This is a genomic window from Fundidesulfovibrio soli, assembly GCF_022808695.1.
Lineage (GTDB): Bacteria > Desulfobacterota > Desulfovibrionia > Desulfovibrionales > Desulfovibrionaceae > Fundidesulfovibrio > Fundidesulfovibrio soli.
The window spans coordinates 24,597-41,104 of the sequence record NZ_JAKZKW010000008.1; the positions used below are offsets into that span (position 1 = coordinate 24,597).

The 16,508-nt window shown below is 65.3% G+C and carries 13 protein-coding genes; all 13 read right to left on the reverse strand.

Translation table 11 applies throughout. The features are described 5' to 3' along the window. Window positions 1-8 precede the first annotated feature (8 nt). Entirely contained in the window at window positions 9-1,538 is a 1,530-nt protein-coding gene (zwf, locus tag MLE18_RS09100; RefSeq protein WP_243438482.1) for a glucose-6-phosphate dehydrogenase, read from the reverse strand. A gap of 46 nt (window positions 1,539-1,584) precedes the next feature. Then, window positions 1,585-2,451: a transaldolase family protein gene (locus MLE18_RS09105; protein ID WP_243438483.1), complete on the reverse strand. Its 867-nt coding sequence runs from the start codon at window positions 2,449-2,451 to the stop codon at window positions 1,585-1,587. A 7-nt stretch (window positions 2,452-2,458) separates the two neighbouring features. Further along, the gene (locus MLE18_RS09110; protein WP_243438484.1) at window positions 2,459-4,288 is read right to left on the reverse strand and encodes a transketolase; all 1,830 of its coding nucleotides are present in this window, start codon (window positions 4,286-4,288) and stop codon (window positions 2,459-2,461) included. A 76-nt stretch (window positions 4,289-4,364) separates the two neighbouring features. Then, window positions 4,365-4,898 carry a c-type cytochrome gene (locus MLE18_RS09115; protein WP_243438485.1) on the reverse strand — a complete coding sequence of 178 codons (534 nt, stop codon included), beginning with the start codon at window positions 4,896-4,898 and terminating at the stop codon, window positions 4,365-4,367. Then, entirely contained in the window at window positions 4,891-5,220 is a 330-nt protein-coding gene (locus tag MLE18_RS09120; RefSeq protein ID WP_243438486.1) for a hypothetical protein, read from the reverse strand. The genes MLE18_RS09115 and MLE18_RS09120 overlap by 8 nt, the downstream gene beginning before the upstream one ends. Window positions 5,221-5,227: 7 nt before the next feature. Beyond that, window positions 5,228-5,491, reverse strand: coding sequence for a hypothetical protein (locus MLE18_RS09125; RefSeq protein WP_243438487.1), 264 nt, complete (start codon window positions 5,489-5,491; stop codon window positions 5,228-5,230). Window positions 5,492-5,494: 3 nt separating this feature from the next. Next, the gene (locus MLE18_RS09130) at window positions 5,495-6,544 is read right to left on the reverse strand and encodes a cbb3-type cytochrome c oxidase subunit II (protein WP_243438488.1); all 1,050 of its coding nucleotides are present in this window, start codon (window positions 6,542-6,544) and stop codon (window positions 5,495-5,497) included. Further along, complete coding sequence (locus MLE18_RS09135) at window positions 6,541-7,929, reverse strand: cbb3-type cytochrome c oxidase subunit I (protein WP_243438489.1); 1,389 nt, start codon at window positions 7,927-7,929, stop codon at window positions 6,541-6,543. Before MLE18_RS09135 ends, MLE18_RS09130 begins: the two co-directional genes overlap by 4 nt. A 10-nt stretch (window positions 7,930-7,939) precedes the next feature. Then, on the reverse strand, window positions 7,940-8,488 hold the full coding sequence (locus tag MLE18_RS09140) for a cytochrome c3 family protein (RefSeq protein WP_243438490.1): 549 nt from the start codon (window positions 8,486-8,488) through the stop codon (window positions 7,940-7,942). Then, window positions 8,485-9,576: a hypothetical protein gene (locus MLE18_RS09145; RefSeq protein ID WP_243438491.1), complete on the reverse strand. Its 1,092-nt coding sequence runs from the start codon at window positions 9,574-9,576 to the stop codon at window positions 8,485-8,487. Before MLE18_RS09145 ends, MLE18_RS09140 begins: the two co-directional genes overlap by 4 nt. Further along, entirely contained in the window at window positions 9,563-11,443 is a 1,881-nt protein-coding gene (locus MLE18_RS09150) for a quinol:electron acceptor oxidoreductase subunit ActD (RefSeq protein WP_243438492.1), read from the reverse strand. The genes MLE18_RS09145 and MLE18_RS09150 overlap by 14 nt, the downstream gene beginning before the upstream one ends. After that, a complete protein-coding gene (locus MLE18_RS09155; protein WP_336605570.1) occupies window positions 11,440-14,430 on the reverse strand; it encodes a 4Fe-4S dicluster domain-containing protein in 2,991 nt (996 codons plus the stop codon). The genes MLE18_RS09150 and MLE18_RS09155 overlap by 4 nt, the downstream gene beginning before the upstream one ends. Window positions 14,431-14,982: 552 nt before the next feature. Then, window positions 14,983-16,266 (reverse strand): cation:proton antiporter, encoded by a 1,284-nt coding sequence (locus MLE18_RS09160; RefSeq protein WP_243438493.1) that lies wholly within the window; start codon window positions 16,264-16,266, stop codon window positions 14,983-14,985. Window positions 16,267-16,508: the final 242 nt, after the last annotated feature.

The following is a 16,508-nucleotide window of genomic DNA, read 5'->3' on the forward strand; positions in this document are numbered from 1 at the left end:
CCCTCGGCTCAACCCACATCCCCGGCGAAACCTGGATGGATGGCGGGCGCTTCCGGCGGTCCCCAGCTTCCGGCCGGGTAGGGTTTGACCAGGCCGCCGGGATCTGAGCAGGCTTCGCACAACTCCAGAATGGGGGTGAAGTAGCGCCAGGACCACTCCACGGCATCCTGGCGCGGAAACAGCATGCCGTCGCCCAGCATGCAGTCCAGGAGCACCTTCTCGTAAGCGTCCAGGGACGGTTCGGATTCGTTTTCCGTGAAATTGAAGCGCAAAGCCGTGGTGCGCAGGCAGAGCTTGCCCCCGGGACGCTTGACCTGGAAACTCATGGAGATGGCCTGGTCGGGATGCACGTCGAGTATGAGCCTGTTGGAGGAGACGCTGTCCCCGAGGACGTTGCGGAACATGGAATGCGGCACGGTCTTGAACTGGATGACCATGCGCATGAGCTTGCGGGGCAGGCGCTTGCCCGAGCAGAGGTAGAAGGGCACGTCCTGCCAGCGCGTGTTGTCGATGAAGGCCCGGATCATGGCGAAGGTTGGCGTGGCGGACTGGGGATCCACGCCCTGCTCCTGGCGGTATCCCTGCACGGGCTGGCCGTCGGCCGTTCCAGGGCCGTACTGACCCAAGGCCAAGTCCTGGCTCAGGCGGCCCGGATCGAAGGGCCTCAGGCTGCGGTATACCTTGACCTTCTCGTCGCGCACCATGTCCGCCACGAAGGAGGGGGCGGGCTCCATGGCCACCAGGGCCAGCAGTTGCATCATGTGGTTCTGGAACATGTCCCGTATCACGCCCGACTGTTCGTAGAACCCGGCCCGATGCTCCACGCCCAGGCTTTCGGCGCTGGTTATGGACACGTAGTCGATGTAGTGGCGGTTCCAGACCGGCTCGAAGACCGCGTTGGCGAACCGGAAGAGCAGGATGTTCTGGGTGGTTTCCTTGGCCAGGTAATGGTCGATGCGGAAGATCCGGCTCTCGTCGAACCACTCGTGCAGCGTGTCCGCCAGATGCCTGGCCGACTGCAGATCGCGGCCGAAAGGCTTCTCCACCACGAGGCGCGTCCCGGAGTCGCGCGAACGCTTACCGGCAAGGCCGGACAGCCCGAGGCCCTCGGCCACGGGCTCGAACAGCTGGGGCGGCGTGGCCAGGTAGAACAGCCGCCTGCCGCCGAGATTCAGGCGCTCGTCCAGCCCGGCCAGGGTGTCGCGCAGGCGCAGATAGCCCTCCTGTTCGCCGTAATCCAGGACAACATAGAACAGGCGGGAAGCCAGCACCTCCCAGGCGGCGGCGTCGAAGATTCCGGCCTCCTCCAGGGACTGGCGCATCCGTTTCCGGAAGGACTCGTCGTCCAGTGGAGTGCGGGACACACCCACGATGGCGAAGCGCTCCGGCATGGCCCCCAGGCCGTAGAGCTTGGCCAGGGCCGGAAAGAGCATGCGCGCCGTCAAGTCGCCGGATGCCCCGAAGATGACCAGGGCGCACGGGTCCGGCCTGGACTTCATCAGGCAGGAAGTGTCGATGTGGGTGGTTGTCGTTTGCATGTCGGCGTTATTGGCTTGTAGGCCCGTGAGTGTTTCGCGGCCGCAATCATTGGCCCATGAGGGCGTTCCAATCCGCCGAGAACTTGGCCATGCCCGCATCGGTCAGGTCGTGGACCGTGTCGTAGGACTCGAGGGACTCTTTCAGGCTGATCTCGCGGTAGGGGATCGGGGCCAGCTTCTTGGAGTCATAGACGAAGTCCTTACCGGGTATGGGCATGCCCGCCTGCCCCCAGGCCCGTATCAGGGAGAAGGGCGCGGTGATGATGTCCGATTGCAGGGCCAGGGCGCACAGGAAATGGTCCAGCGTGCGTACGCTGGCGGTGAGCACCTGCACGTGGCCGTCGCCCGCCTTGAACATGCGCAAGATGTTGGCGATGAGGTCCATGCCGTTTTCCCCCCTGTCGTCCAGGCGGCCTATGAAGGGCGACACGAACACTTGGCCCTGGGCGGCCCCGCGCGTTGCCGCATAGACGGCAGCGGCCTGAGACTGACTGAAGCACAGGGTCATGTTCACCCTGTGGCCCGCCGCCGTGGCCTGCTTCGCTGCCAGGAGCCCGGGCGCGTTGGTTGGCAGCTTGATGTGGGCGTTGGGTATCCAGGTTGAGCACTCCCGGACCTGCTCCAGCATGCGTTCGGTGCCTGTGGCGGCATCGGCGTACACCTCGATGGACACCGAGCCTTCGGGGATGAGCCCTGATATTTCGCCCACCACGGAACGATAGAAAGCCCAGACTTCCTTCGGATCGAAGGGGCGGCCCTTGGCCTTGCGCTCCTTGGCTTCAGGGTTCTTGGCGATCAGGGAGGGGTTGGTGGTCTGCCCGTCCAGAAAGCCGATCAGGTCCAGGATCTGCCTAGTCTCGGCCGGGTCGCCGCTGTCGAGAAAAATGCGCGTCTTGAGTCCGTCCGGTCGCATGTTTGCCTCACAGATTGGAAGTTACGGCGGCGACGATGGCCTCCCGGGAAATTCCCTCGTATTCCAGAAGCTGGGCCGGTTTGCCGCTGCGGGGCATCCTGCGCACCGCGAGCGTGACGACCTTCGTCCCCGACCCGGCAAGGGCGGCGCAGACCGCCTCTCCCAACCCGCCCTGGGCGTGGTGGTCTTCCACGATGACCAGCAGCCCGGTCTGGCTGGCCGCCTGTTCCAGCGCCGCCGTGTCCAGGGGCTTGACGCTGTAGCAGTCGATCACGCGCACCGCCACGCCGCGCCCCGCAAGGATCTCTTCAGCCGCCAGGGCCTCGTGCAGGGTGATGCCCGCCGCCACGATGGTGGCCGCGTCCTTGCCGCTCTGGCGCAGCACCTTGCTGCCGCCGATGGGGAAGCGCTCCTCCGGCCCGTAGAGGATCGGGGTGTCGCCACGGGTGGTGCGCAGGTAGGTGATGCCCCGGTGCTCCAGGGCGGCCTCCACGAGGCGTTCGGCGCTCATGGCGTCCGAAGGGTAGAGGACCACGCTGCCCAGGATGGCCCGGAACATGGCCAGATCCTCCAGGCCCATCTGGGAGGGGCCGTCCTCGCCGATGGACACCCCGGCGTGGGAGCCGCAATACAGGATGTCCGCGTCGGAGTAGCGGCTCATGCGGATCTGGTCACAGGCGCGGGTGAAGAAAGCCGCGAAGGTGGACACGCAGGGCTTCTTGCCGCGCCGCGACAGGCCCAGGGCCGCGCCCACCATGTTCTGTTCAGCCACGTACATCTCGAAGAAGCGCTCGGGCCGGACGGCCTTGACGCTCTCGGCGTAGGTGGAGTTGCTGACCTCCGCATCCAGGACAACCATCTCCGGGTGACCGGGGATGAGCCTGGCCAGGGCGTTGCCGTAGGCCTTGCGCGTGGAGACGGCCTTGCCCGGCGGGTACGAGGGCTGGGCCACCGCCGCCGAGGCCTCTTTTGTGGGCGCAAGGTCTTCCGGGGGAGCGATCACCCCGCGCAGCGATTTGTCCACCGGGCCGATCTCCGCCAGGGCCGCGTCCAGCTGGTCCGGGGCCAGGGTCTTGCCGTGCCAGCCTTCCTTGTCCTCCATGACGGACACGCCCTTGCCCTTGAGGGTCCGGGCGATGATCATGGCCGGACGCCCGGCGGATACCGCTCGCCCGTAGGCCTCGAGCACCTGGGCGGGGTCGTGCCCGTCCTGGACCAGGATGGTCTCCCAGCCGAAGGCTCCGACCCGGGCCGCGTAGGCCTGGAGGTCGTGCCCGTACATGGTTTGGCCGCGCTGGCCCAGGCGGTTCACGTCCAGGACGCCCACCAGGTTGTCCAGGTTGTAGTGCGCCGCCGACTGCAGGGCCTCGTACTGGGAGCCTTCGGCCATCTCGCTGTCGCCCAGGAGCACGAAGGTCCGGTAGGGCAGCTTGTCCACGTATTTGGCGTTCAGGGCCATGCCCACGCCGATGGACAGCCCTTGGCCCAGCGACCCGGTGGCGGCTTCGGCGAAGGGCGTCGAGGCCACGGGGTGGCCTTGCAGGGGGCTGTCGAAGGTGCGCATGCGCGAGAGGTCGTCCTCCGTGAGGCGTCCGGCCGTGGCCCACAGCGCGTAGAACAGGGGCGAGGCGTGGCCCTTGGAGAAGATCAGCCGGTCGTTGTTGGGCAGGCCCGGGCGTTCGGGATCGTAGCGCAGCACCCCTCCGAACAGCAGGCAGCACATGAGCTCCGTGGCCGAGAGCGAGGAGCTGGGGTGGCCGGAACCGGCCCGGGTGCTCGATGTGAGAATGTAGTAGCGGACGAGCCTGGCAAGTTCCCGCAGGGGATCGGTATTCATGGCGCAGCCCCCGATGCAGATAGATTTTAGGAAAACTCCACCAAGCCCTATGATATATGGAGGCGCATCGAAAAGATCAATCCGATTTTGGCTCCGGTATCCGTCTCGCCTGGCCCGCTTGGCCCGCCTGCCGCGCCTGGATAAGAGACCGGACATACAACAGCAGCGATGGCCTGTCGTCCGGCGGCACCACACGGTGGAGAACAGGATCGTGTCCGGCGCCGGTGAGCATCGCCTTCAGGAGAGCCTGGTCGTCCATGCCTCGGATCCTGTCCGTGCGCAGGTCGCCGGGAGCCGGAACATAGCTCTGGCCGACCGGCCCTTCGCCGTCGCCCAGAATTCCGTGGCAGAAGACACAGTAGGCGTCATACGCGAACTTCCCCCGGGCGTGGTTCGGCAACACGGCCTTCCCTCCTTGGCGCTCGGAGGGGAAAAACAGCCCGGAATTGGCGGGCACCGAGCCTTGGGGCAGGTCCGGCATTCGCGCATCGTAGGATTGCAAGGCCTGTTGCACGGCCATGTCCGGCCCGGTCATGAGGAAGTAGAGGTAGGCCGCGAGGCCCGCCACCAGTGGGATGAGACACATCCGCACGAGAAGGGCCCTATTCATTGAACCTCCTCGTCTGCTCGTAGCCTTCGGGAGGGAGCTTCTTGAGCGGCTTGGCCCAGGGGAGGGCGGGCAGTTGCCGGGGCACGCCCTCGGTTTCCAGGGGGGCCTGTTCGCGCACCTGCGGCTCGTTGGTGGAATAGACGGATTCGGCGGGCGTGTCGGGCAGGGCTCCGAAATCCCATGTCCTGGGCGGATCGGATATGCGGGTGTGCAGGAACATGCCCAAAGCCAGGACCGCGAAGGAGACACCTAGCACAATCGACCAGGCCGTGCATGAGCTGGTGGGAGTATACTCCTCGTATATTTCGCGTTCTTTTTCCACACTGCACCTACCAGTTGGGTGGTGAGGCGATCTTTCCGGCGAAATAGGCCATCATGAAGATCGCTATGCCCAGATACGTCATCAGCAGCACGGCGGGCAGGGCCTGGAGAAAGCTGAGCGGTGCGGGGTGCTCCCCGCCGCAATCACCGGGTTGGCCGGGCCGCTCCCGCCAGATGGCCAGGTAGCTCATCACGGCTGTCAGCAGCAGGACCAACCCCCCGCCCAGTGCCGCGAGAATCCATTGCCCGCGCAGTATTTCATAGTACAGCATCCCTTACCTCCCGTCCTGGCCGGAGGCATCCGGGCCTGTGGGCTGTCTGCCGACGCCCTTGCCGTGGCTGAAGCCCAGTTTGTCGGGCGGTTCGAAATTGTTCTCCCAGGCAGGTTCGTACGCCGCGTCGATGCCCTTGGGGCCTATGCCCGCGTCGGTGTAGCCCATGAAGGAGACGGCCACATAGTTGGCCAGATCCCAGATTTTCTCCGACTCCAGGGCGCGTTTGAAGTAGGGCATGGCCGTGCCCGTGACCCCGTTCATGATCTGGAAATACAAGATTCCCCCGATGTAGCGCTCCTCCACCAGGTGGCGGCGCAGCACGGTGAAGTTGAGGGGGCGCGGATTCAGGTAGGGCGCGGCTGGGCCAGTGCCGTCGCCGATGGGCCCGTGGCAACCGATGCAGAATTGCTGGAACATCTTCTTTCCGCGTTCCAGGCCCGCCTGGGTGGCCGCATAGGGATTCGGCATCATGCGCCAGGTCTCGGGCACATGGGAGTGCAGCCATTCGATGTTACGGTCCACCCCCTGGGCGTAGGCCGCGCGGCTCACCTCCTTCCAGTACTTCTGCCGGGCCACCCTGTAGTCCGCGTTCTTCATGCCCGCGAACTGCACGTAGGCCGTCAGCTTGCCGATGTTCTCCTCTCCCAGGAACTCCCATGATGGCATGACCGAAACCGGGCTGGTGTGGCGGGGATTGGTGAAGTGCGCCAGGTGCCAGTCGTAGGGGTGCTCGCCGCCCTCCTGGGCCAGGTCGGGGCCGGTGCGCTCGGTCCCCATGATGGCTGGCTCGATATCGTGGTAGTCGCCGTTCTGGGATATGCGCTCTGCGCCGAGGCCCCAATCCAGGTTGCGGATGAATTGCGTATGGCAATAGCTGCACCCGTTGCCCACGAAGAGCTTCAGCCCCTCCTTCTCCTCGGCGGTCATGGGCCGCCAGATGTCCGAGGGTGAGGAGCGCATCATGGCGACAGGCATGAAGACCATGGTCAGCACGGCGGCCCAGAACACGCTCAGCCCCCCGAGGAAGAGGAGCATAGGGGTCATTTTCATGGCAGGAGCCCCCGGGGTTCCACGGCGGGGTCGAAGGGTTCGCCCCGGCGCAGGGTCATCCAGACGTTGACCAGGCCGATGATGGCCCCGGCGATGATGGAGAGCCCGAAGGCGGCCCGCAGCGCCATGTAGGGGAATATTTCGGGCAGCACCCGGTAGACGACCTCGCCGTTCTGCCAGGCCTGCCCCTGGATGAGCCCGGCGATGGTCAGCACCGCCAGGAACCCGGTCAGGCCGAGCGTCACCAGGCCGAACTGGAGGTTGACCAGCCGCCGCGACCAGAGTCGGCGGCGGGCGACGTAAGGCAGGATGTGCCACAGGCCGCCCAGGGCGATGTATCCGCCGAAACCGAGCACGGCGATGTGGGCGTGGCCTATGTTGAAGTTGCCGAGATGGGTCACCCTCTGCACGGACGGGAACGACTGGACCACGCCCTGAACGGAGGTGACCAGATACCAGATGGTGCCCGCCAGGACGAGGCGGCCCGCGGGGTCGCGGAGCAGCCTTCCCCCGGCTCCCCGGGCCGTAACCCACAGGTTGACCAGCACGGTCAGGACGGGAATGGCCATCGCGCCGGAGTGAGCCACCGAGGCCACCTTGAGCCAGTTGGGAATCGGGGTCTGGAGAATGTGGTGGCTGCCGATGTGGGTGTAGAAGAGCACGAGCGTCCAGAAGCCGATCTGGGAGAGTGTGTAGGAGTAGAGCTTCGTCTGCGTCACCCGGGGTATGACGTAGTAGGCCAGCCCCACGGCAAGGGGCGTCACCAGGAGCCCGACCAGGTTGTGCCCGTAGAACCACAGGAGCACGGAATCCACCATGCCCGGCATGGCCCCGGTTTCGGGGCGCCACATGACGTTGCCGATGGAGTAGACCCCGAGCATCCACAGGAATGTGCCCACGAAATACCAAACGGAGACGTAGAGGGTCTCCTCCTCCCGGCTTCGCACGGCCACGGCCAGAATAGCGGTGATCAGAAGCATGGAGAGCATGATGGAGACGTCGGCCAGCCAGATGTACTCCGCGTATTCCCGGCCCTGGCTGATGCCGAAGGAGAACGTGAACGGACCCGAGAGCACGGCCAAGTTCCACAGGATGAACGCGCCCCAGACCAGTTTCACGGGCCACTGCCGGGGCTTTAGCAGGGTGTGCGCGTAATACAGGCCGCAGCCGATGAGGATGTTGGCCGAAAAGCCGAAGATCACGGTGTTGGTGTGCACGGCCCTGGCCCGGCCGAAGACCAGCCAGGGGATGTTGTTGAAGGTCTCCGGCGCGACCAGGTCGATGGCGGAAGCCAGGCCGTACAGGGTGCCGACCACGAACCAGACGGCCCCGGCCAGCAGAAAGGCCAGGGTGGCGCGTTGGTTTTTGTCGTAAAGGGCAGTCATGGCGTGCGTCCTACCGGTGGCATGTGAAGCAGTCGTGGGTTGCGTTGTAGGCCTTGTGGCAGGTCATGCAGAAGCCCATCCTGAATTCCTGGGGCGGCTTGATCCTGTCCATGCTCTTGACGTCGCCGTGGCAATGCCCGCAGTCCACGCTACGGTTGATGTGCTGGGAATGATTGAATTTGACGAAGTCCGACAGGATGTTGACCCTGTTCCACAGCAGGGGAATCCGGTCATAGTAGTGCGCCCGGAGGGCCTGAATGTCGGGATAGGTGATGATGATGCGGGAGTGGCACAGCATGCACGTCTCCACCGGCGGGATGCCCGCGTGAGCCGAAGCCTGGACCGTGTTGTGGCACATCAGGCAGCTCAGCGTCTTGACCCCGGCGTGAACCCTGTGGCTGAACGGCAGCGGCTGGATCGGCCCCAACGGAGCCTCCGGGATGCCCCGGTAACCCCACCATGTCAGCCCGAAGAGCGCGATGGCCGTAATTGAGAGAAACACTCCCCATGGCCGGTTGCGGCGTTGCGGGCAGGTTTTCGGCTGTTGTCCCGCGCTCATGGGTTCTCCGCACCCGTCGTGATGATCAGTGATGTACGGCTCGCGCGCCGGATTCCGTGGCAGAACAGCCCGAGCAGCGCCGACCCTGCGCCGAGATCGGCCAGGCCGAAGAGCGGGCCTCCCGGAAGGCTCGGGGTCACCAGCCACCAGCGCTCCACCCAGAGGCCCAGAAGAATCAGGGCGCATATGGCGCCCAGGAGCCGGGGACTGCGCTTGGCCCGCCCGGTCAGCAGCATGACGACGGGCCCCAGGTAGACCACGGCCAGCAGCGCCACACCGACCCCGGCCCAGGGCTGGAAATTGAGGCGCGCCGCCGCGAAGCTCGTCTCCCCCGGAAGGTTTTCGTACCAGATGACCAGGAGCTGGCTGTACAGGGTGTAGGTGGTCAGCAGGCAGAACGTTACGGTCAGCTTTCCCAGGTCATGCAGCCGCTGCGGATCCGGGTCTGGCTGCAGTGCGGCCATGAGGCCCCAGGCGGCCACTCCGGCATAGAGCCCCGACACGAAGAAATACCCGCCGAACAGCGAGCTGCGCCACTCCGGGGTCAGCGCCATGACCAAGTCGAAGCCGAGCAGGCTGAAGACGCAGCAATAGGTGATGATCAGCACCGGCCCAGCAACGCTGCCTTGGCCCAGCTTCCGGCGCCGCTGGTAATGTCTGGCCACCCCCCAGAAGAGGGCCAGGGCCATAATATCCCGGGCGAAAAGGAAATCTGTATCCAGCCAGAAGCCCTGCCGGAAGGTCCGGCCCGGCCAGGGCGCCCAGATTCCGGCTGACAGCCACAAGGCGAGCAGGATGAGCATGGAGGCCGGCGCGAATCCCTGGCCGGAGGCTGGCAGGCGATCGTAGGTGCCGGCCCAGCGGGCATTGGAGGCTTGGACCACTGCGGGCCACACGGCCATGCTCCCGGCCATGGGCGTGAAGTAGAGAAAGTTCGTGAGCAGGGCCCGCCAGGCGGGGGGGCCGCCGAAAGACAAGGACAGCAGCCAGGCCGACAGGCCCGCGGCGAAGAGCACGGCACAAGCCAGGTCGATGCGCCTGGGCGTCCATTCCCCGAAGAGGGCTGAGTTGGGGCTAGTGGTGGACATGGACTTCCTCCGCGCCGCTGCCTGCCAGAAAGTCCCGCACTTCCTCGCTTTGAGCTCCGGCCGCGGCTATGAACAGCCCGAACCGGTCGCGGCTGAAGCGCCTGTCGTAACGGGGAATCGGGCGCAAGCGGTACAGCTTGGCGTAGTAGAGCACGGCCGCCAGGTTCGAAAGGCAGCCGAAGAGGATGAGCATCTCCACCCCGGGAATCCAGAAGGGGACGTACGCGAAGGGCCCCTTGCCGCCCACGAGCAGGTTGTTGACCAGCGACGCGCCCAGGGCCAGGGCCCAGCCCCCGGCGAAGCCAGCCAGCGCGCCCGCCAGGGTCCAGAACCGCACGGGGCTCGCGGTTGTGCCCAGCGCCTCCTGGAGCTTCGGCATCTTGTAGGGGGAGAAGGCCTCCAAACGTGTGTAACCCGACGAGAGCGCCCTGGAGCAGGCCTCGATCAGGGCCGCCGGGTTGTCGTAGACGGCCATGACGCCGGGGATGCCGCCTGGCACCGGCTCCACCGGCTTGAGGGGCGCCCTGGCGGGCGCTGCCTCCACCCGGCTTTCGTCGAGCGCGGCCTTGAGGTCGCCGATGGGCATCGTCGGCAGGAGCTTGGAGAAGATCAGGAACAGCAGGGAGAAGAATCCGAACGACCCGGCAGTGATGGTAAGCTCCACCCAGGAGGGGAAGTAGTGGCCCCAGTTGTGGGGCATGAAGTCGTGGGCCGGGGAGCCGGTGACGATCATGACCCGTTCGAGGTACATCCCGGCGATTATGGCCAGTGAGACGGCCATGAGCCAGAATTTGCTGCGGCGCAGGGGGCGGAAGACCAAGGTCGCGGGCAGCAGGATGTTGAGCGGCATGAGCGACCAGTAGATCAGCCCCATCTGGCTCATGGCCTGCCAGCGCATGAATTGCCGCTCGTAGATGTCGCCGCTGTACCAGGCGATGAAAGGGTCGACCAGGTAGAAGTAGGCCATGAGGAAGGTGGTCACGAGGATGGTCTTGGCCAACATGTCCAGGTGTTTGTCCTGGACGAGGCGTTCGAGCTTCAGGATCCGGCGCATGGGGATCACCAGCAGCAGGACCATGGCCAGCCCCGAGTGCACCGCGCCGCTCACGAAATAGGGGGCGTAGATGGTGGTGTGCCAGCCGGTCAGGATGCCCATGGCGAAGTCCCAGGAGACCACCGAATGCACCGACACCACCAGGGGCGTGGCCAGGGCCGCGAAGAACAGGTACGACCGCTCGTAGTGCCGCCACTGGCTGGCCGCCCCGGACCAGCCCAATGCCATGGCGGAAAACAACCGGGTCTTCCAGTGCAGCGGCCCCCTGTGCTCCTCGGACCAGTCCCTGGCCGCGGCCACGTCCGGTATGAGGCCCACCGCGAAGAAGATGGTGCTCACGATGAGGTAGGTGCCCACGGCCAGTTCGTCCCAGATGAGGGGGCTCACGAAGTTGGGCCAGAGCTGACGTTGGCTCGGGTAGGGGATGATGTAATAGAACCGCCAGATACGCCCCAGGTGGATCAGCGGGAAGAGGCCCGCCGTCATGACCGCGAAGACGGTCATGGCCTCGGCCGAGCGCGAGACCGAATCGCGCCAGCGGGCCCTGAGCAGGAAGAGAATGGCCGAGATCAGCGTGCCCGAGTGGGCTATGCCGACCCAGAACACGAAATTGCCGATGTACAGGCCCCAGTTCACGGGCTCCTTCAGGCCCGTGACGCCCATGCCCGTCTTGGCCTGGTAAAGCAGGGAGGCGAGCAGCCCGATGAAGGAAGCGGCGGTGAGAGCCAGGGCCAGCCAATAGCTGCGCCGCTTCGGAGCGCGGCTGGCTTCGAGGGTGTCCCGGTTGACGTCCCGCAGGGTAAGGCCGCTCATGCCTTTTCCTCCCAGGTCCGCAGCAGGGCGTCGTTCTCCACCCGCTTGAGGTAGAGCACGGCTGATTTCGTGTTCAGCTCGTGGAGGAGTTGGTAGCGCCTCGGGTCAGTGGCAAAGCGCCTGGATATCTCGGATTTCGGGTCGCGCAGATCCCCGAAGAGGAAGACCCCGGCCGGGCAGGTCTGCATGCAGGCGGGCGTGATGTCGCCGTCCCGGATGGGCCTGTCCTCCAGCCGGGCCTGATACTCGGCGAGGCGGATGCGCTGCACGCAAAAGGTGCACTTCTCCATGACCCCCCGGACCCGAACCGTCACCTCGGGGTTGAGCTGCCAATGCAGGGGGGAGCGCCAGCTCCCGTCGAACCAGTTGAACTTGCGCACCTTGTAGGGGCAGTTCTGTGCGCAGTAGCGGGTGCCGATGCAGCGGTTGTAGATCTGGGCGTTGAGCCCTTCCTCGTTGTTGACCGAGGCGAAGACCGGGCAGACAGGTTCGCACGGGGCCGCGTCGCAGTGCTGGCAGAGCAGCGGCAGGAAACCCAGCCTGCCGGGGCGTTCGGGGTGCGCGTATGGCACTATCCTGAGCCAGGCCATCTCCCGCCCCATGGAAACGACCTTGGCCCCCATCACTGGGATGTTGTTCTCGGCGTAGCAGGCCACCCTGCAGGCGCCGCAGCCGATGCAGCGGTTGAGGTCGACGGCCATGGCCCAGCGGTGCACCGCGTGTTCGTGCCCGCCGTAGAGGTCCCTGCTGCGTTTGTAGCCGGAGGGGAGAGGCATGGTGATCTCGTCGGCGGCCTTGCCCGACGCCGCTTCCGACACGCTGGTCCAGCGCAACAGGTCCCGCCCGTGCTGCTCGCTGGTGGCCAGGGGCGTGACGGGAAAGGCGGACCCGATCTTCCTGACGCTCACCCCGGCGAACAACCGTCCCGGATCGACAGGCCCGAGCAGGGCGTAGGCGTTGCCTCCCACGCCCCGGGCCGTCTCGCCCAGGCCCGTGTGGCCCTGTCCCAGCCCCAGGGCTACGGCGTTGGCGGCCACCCCGCTCGTGAGGCGCGCCGGAACGCGCACCGCGCCTGTGGCGGATGCGGCCTCCACCAGATCCCCGTCGGCTATGCCCAACTCGGCGGCCCTCATGGGGTGGATGTCCAGCCAGTTCCCCCAGGCCACCGCGCTGACCGGGTCGGAAGCCTCCTGGAGCCAGCCCCTGTTGGCGAGGCTGCCGTCGTAAAAATAGATCGAGGGCCAGGCCAAAAGGTGAAACAGGGGGGCTTTCGAATCCGGCGTTGACTCCTGCGAGGGATTCTGCCCTGGTGCCGTTTCGGGGGATTGCCATGGACCGGACGGCAGCCCTGCGGCCTTGCCCGTATCGGCGGTGGCCGCAGCTGCGGGGAGTTCCAGCCAGCCCCGGCCCAAGGCCTCCTGGCGGGCTTCCTCGAAGGAACCGGCCACCCCGGCTGCGTCGAACAGCTCTTTCCAGGTGCCGTCCAGCCAGGCCCGGAAATCCTCCTCAGGCGGCCGACCCTCCCGGCGGGCCAGCGGAATCCCAGCTGCCCGGGCCAGGGCAAGCAGGATGTCTCCCGCTGATCGGGAGTCGTGCAGCCGGGCCATGGAAGGCTGCATGAAGGCGGTCAGCCCCTTCACGGGTTCGTAGTCGCCCCAGGATTCCAGGGGGGAATCCACAGGCAGCGCCCAGTCGGCCAGGGCGCTCGTTTCGTCGTGCATGACCGTCAGGCTGATGATGACGCCGGCACGTCGCAGTTTGTCGATCAGCTCAGGCCGGGTGTAGGCCAGGTTCAGCTGATGGAGGATCACGATGTCGCCTGGAGTCAGACCAGAGAGGAGTTCGTCCAACTCGGCGTCCGAGGCTGCGCCGCCCAGGGCGTGGGGCCGGGAAAAATCCAGGGTCTGGCCGTCCCTGCCGCAGGCCTTGTTGAGCAGCCCGGCGGCCAGCGCCAGGCGCTCGGCCAGGGGGCCGCGTGCGCCCAGAGGGCCGGGCAAGGCCAGACTGGTCGGGGCGCGTGCGAACTCGCGGGCCAGGACCTCCAGGCGGCGGGACGCATCGGGCAGGGGCATCGCCTCGGGCCTGATTCCTTCAGTCAGAGGGGCGGCCAAGGCTGCGAGGGCTTCGCTGCCGGGTGCGCCCCAGCCGCGCTCGAAAATGATTTTGAGCAGGGCCAAGGCCACGTCGGCCTCGGCTCCGGCCGGAACCTGCACGAAAATATCCGCGTTGGCCGCGGTCATGGAGAACTGCGGCCCCACATGCACGTAACGTCCCGGTGTGTTTGCCCGTGTGTGCATTTCGGTGAAGCGCCGGGCATATTCCACGTTTGAGACCCATGTCTCCAGAAACTGGGCACCGAAACCCAGCAGAAAGTCGCAGCGGTCGATTAGGTAGCGGGGGATGACGGGTCGCCCGAACACTGCCTTGTGGGCTCGCAACAGGGGGGCATAACCCAACGGCTCCCAGAAGAGGGCGCTTCCGCCGAAGGCATGGGCGAAGCGGTTCAGGATTTCGGCCAAGGCTCCAGTTTCCAGCTTGCTGAGCACGAACACCCGGCCAGCTTTGCTTTTCAGGCGTTGGGCCAGGGCCGGGATGGCCTGCTCCCAGCTTGCGGGGACGCTCAACCCCTTCTCGGACTTTACGTGCGGCGACCGCAGTCGGTCGGGGTCGTAGAGGCCCTGCACGGAGGACTGCCCCCGAGGACACAACGCGCCGTAGCCGACGGGGTGCCCCGGGGCGCCTTCGGCCTTCGTCACGCGGCCATCCCGGTGAGAGAGAAGCATACCGCAACCGGCGGGGCATTCCCGGCACGTCGTGGCGAAATGGCTCCAGCCCTCCGGGGCCACCTGGTCCGGGGGGACTATGAAGGGGACGAGGTTTTGCGGATATTTGATCCCGAACCCGATGGCCGCATACATTCCGCCGCCCAGGCGCAAGAATTCGCGCCTGCTCAGTTTGCGGTTGTCTTGTGCCATGGGGGGCCTCATTTCGGCGCTATGCCGGCCGGTATGGATTTCCTGAGTTTACGCCCGCATCATCGATTATAGTTTGCACCTTCTTGATGTTTTCATCGTCCAGGAAACGGAGTAGGAACAGCTCTTTAATTTGAAAGTATGGTTCATTCCTGGGAAGCCTCCGGTTCGATGAATACTTCACCATCAACTTTACTAGCGGTTTTCGGAGGCAGGTCAACCAATAATCCTGGATTTCCAATCCCGAGAGGATGCCGATGGCCGAAGTGCACGGCGGGTTATGACAATCCGCGAGCCGCCGGAAGGGTGAGACCGCCGGAAGGGTGAGACCGCCGGAAGGGTGAGACCGCCGGAAGGGTGAGACCGCCGGAAGGGGTGCTCCTGGAGTGTTCCGGCCAGGAAGGCCGGGGGGCGCCTCCGCCCTGAAGCAGCCGGAGCCTTCTGGCGGGCGGGAAGGGCAACTCCGCATGTTGGCAATCTGTCGGCCAAGCGTCCGCCCGGGCCGCCTGCTTTCGGATGGCGTCAGGCAGACGTTCGGGCTTGAGCGGCCATTTGCCCGCCCTCGCCTCAATCGGGAAAAATGCCGGGCGGCTCCAGATCGCTGGTCTTTCGGATCACCCAGCCCACAGTCAAGCCTTGGACGAGGATGGAAAACAAAACCACGAGATACGTGAGGGTCAGTATCAGGCTTCGTGAGTCGCTGACCGGCAAGGAAAGCGACATGGCAACTGAAATGCCTCCGCGCAAACCGCCCCAGGTCAGCACCGGAATCGCACCGCGCGACTGGGGCGTGACCCAGCCGAGCGGCCCCATGATTCCCGCAACGCTCAGCCAGCGCGCCGCCAGCACGATCGGTATGACGAGGGCGCCGGCCACCAGCCATTCGCGCTCGATCGGCAGCACGAGAATCTCCAGCCCGATCAGCAGAAAGAGAACCGCGTTGAGAATATCGTCAATAAGCTCCCAGAAAGTGTCGACGTGTTCCCGCGTCTGCTCCGTCATGGCGAATGCCCGCCCGCGGTTTCCAACGAAGAGCCCGGCGGCCACGACTGCTATCGGCGCGGAAAAATGCAGCGCATCCGCCAGCGCGTAAAGCCCCATGGCCAGGGCGAGTGTGAGCAGCACTTCGATCTTGTAGTTATCGACCCGCTTGAGCATGTGATACGCGACGACTCCAGCCGCCAGCGCCAGCACCAGTGCGCCGCCCACTTCCTTGAGCAGCAGCATCCCCACTTGCCAGGGATCAATCGAGAGAGGCGCCGCCCCTTGGCCCGATCCGTCCTGGCCGGAGAGCTGCAGCAGGAGCAGGAAGACGACAACGCCCAGGCCGTCATTGAACAAGGACTCGCCGGTCACCTGCACTTCCAGCTGGCGGGAGGCGCGGACGGATTTCATGATCCTCAGCACTGCTATCGGGTCTGTGGGCGAAATCAGCGCGCCGAACAGCAGCGCGTGCATCAAGGGAATTCCCTGTCCCAGCCAGCCAAGCAGCAGCCACGCCGAACCGCCGACAACGGTGGTGGAGATGAGCGTCCCGACAATGGCGAGCAGTGAGACGGGCAGCCATTCACGGCCCAGGTCCTCGATCTGCACGTTTATGGAGCCTGCGAACAACAGAAACGCGAGCATGCCATGTAGGACGACCTGGTCGAAATTGACCTGTGAAACCAGCGTGGCCGCCTGTTGGTGGAAATTGGGGGCGTATGGGCCAACAAGCACGATCAGGAGTGAGGCGACCAGGCTCACCAGCATGACGCCGATAGTGGTCGGCAGTTTGACGTATCTGAAATTGAGATAGCTCGAGACGGCCGCGAGCGAGATGATGATGCTGACCAGCGGAAAGAAACCCACGATGCCTCCAAGCATGTCGCACGGCTCAGGATGCGGTTTTCATGGTTTGCACGCGGCATTGAATTCCTGCGCGGATGAAGCCCGTGCCGCGAACGGCGATTTCACGCCGTTGAGAACGCCGGCTGGCCGGGAGTGCCGGTTGCGGCCTTTTGGACCCCGTAAGATGGCCGCGTTCGTTTCCTGGCCCAAATGCGGCGGGCAGTTTGTAATCTGATGGGTCTTTTACCCCCATCACGCAACAC

Excerpts from the sequence above, each read along its gene's own strand:
- MLE18_RS09105 (WP_243438483.1), bottom strand. The coding sequence starts at position 2,451 with ATGCGACCGGACGGACTCAAGACGCGCATTTTTCTCGACAGCGGCGAC.
- MLE18_RS09115 (WP_243438485.1), bottom strand. The coding sequence starts at position 4,898 with ATGAATAGGGCCCTTCTCGTGCGGATGTGTCTCATCCCACTGGTGGCG.
- MLE18_RS09145 (WP_243438491.1), bottom strand. The coding sequence starts at position 9,576 with ATGTCCACCACTAGCCCCAACTCAGCCCTCTTCGGGGAATGGACGCCC.
- MLE18_RS09140 (WP_243438490.1), bottom strand. The coding sequence starts at position 8,488 with ATGAGCGCGGGACAACAGCCGAAAACCTGCCCGCAACGCCGCAACCGG.
- MLE18_RS09110 (WP_243438484.1), bottom strand. The coding sequence starts at position 4,288 with ATGAATACCGATCCCCTGCGGGAACTTGCCAGGCTCGTCCGCTACTAC.
- MLE18_RS09135 (WP_243438489.1), bottom strand. The coding sequence starts at position 7,929 with ATGACTGCCCTTTACGACAAAAACCAACGCGCCACCCTGGCCTTTCTG.
- MLE18_RS09150 (WP_243438492.1), bottom strand. The coding sequence starts at position 11,443 with ATGAGCGGCCTTACCCTGCGGGACGTCAACCGGGACACCCTCGAAGCC.
- MLE18_RS09125 (WP_243438487.1), bottom strand. The coding sequence starts at position 5,491 with ATGCTGTACTATGAAATACTGCGCGGGCAATGGATTCTCGCGGCACTG.
- MLE18_RS09155 (WP_336605570.1), bottom strand. The coding sequence starts at position 14,430 with ATGAGGCCCCCCATGGCACAAGACAACCGCAAACTGAGCAGGCGCGAA.
- zwf (WP_243438482.1), bottom strand. The coding sequence starts at position 1,538 with ATGCAAACGACAACCACCCACATCGACACTTCCTGCCTGATGAAGTCC.
- MLE18_RS09130 (WP_243438488.1), bottom strand. The coding sequence starts at position 6,544 with ATGAAAATGACCCCTATGCTCCTCTTCCTCGGGGGGCTGAGCGTGTTC.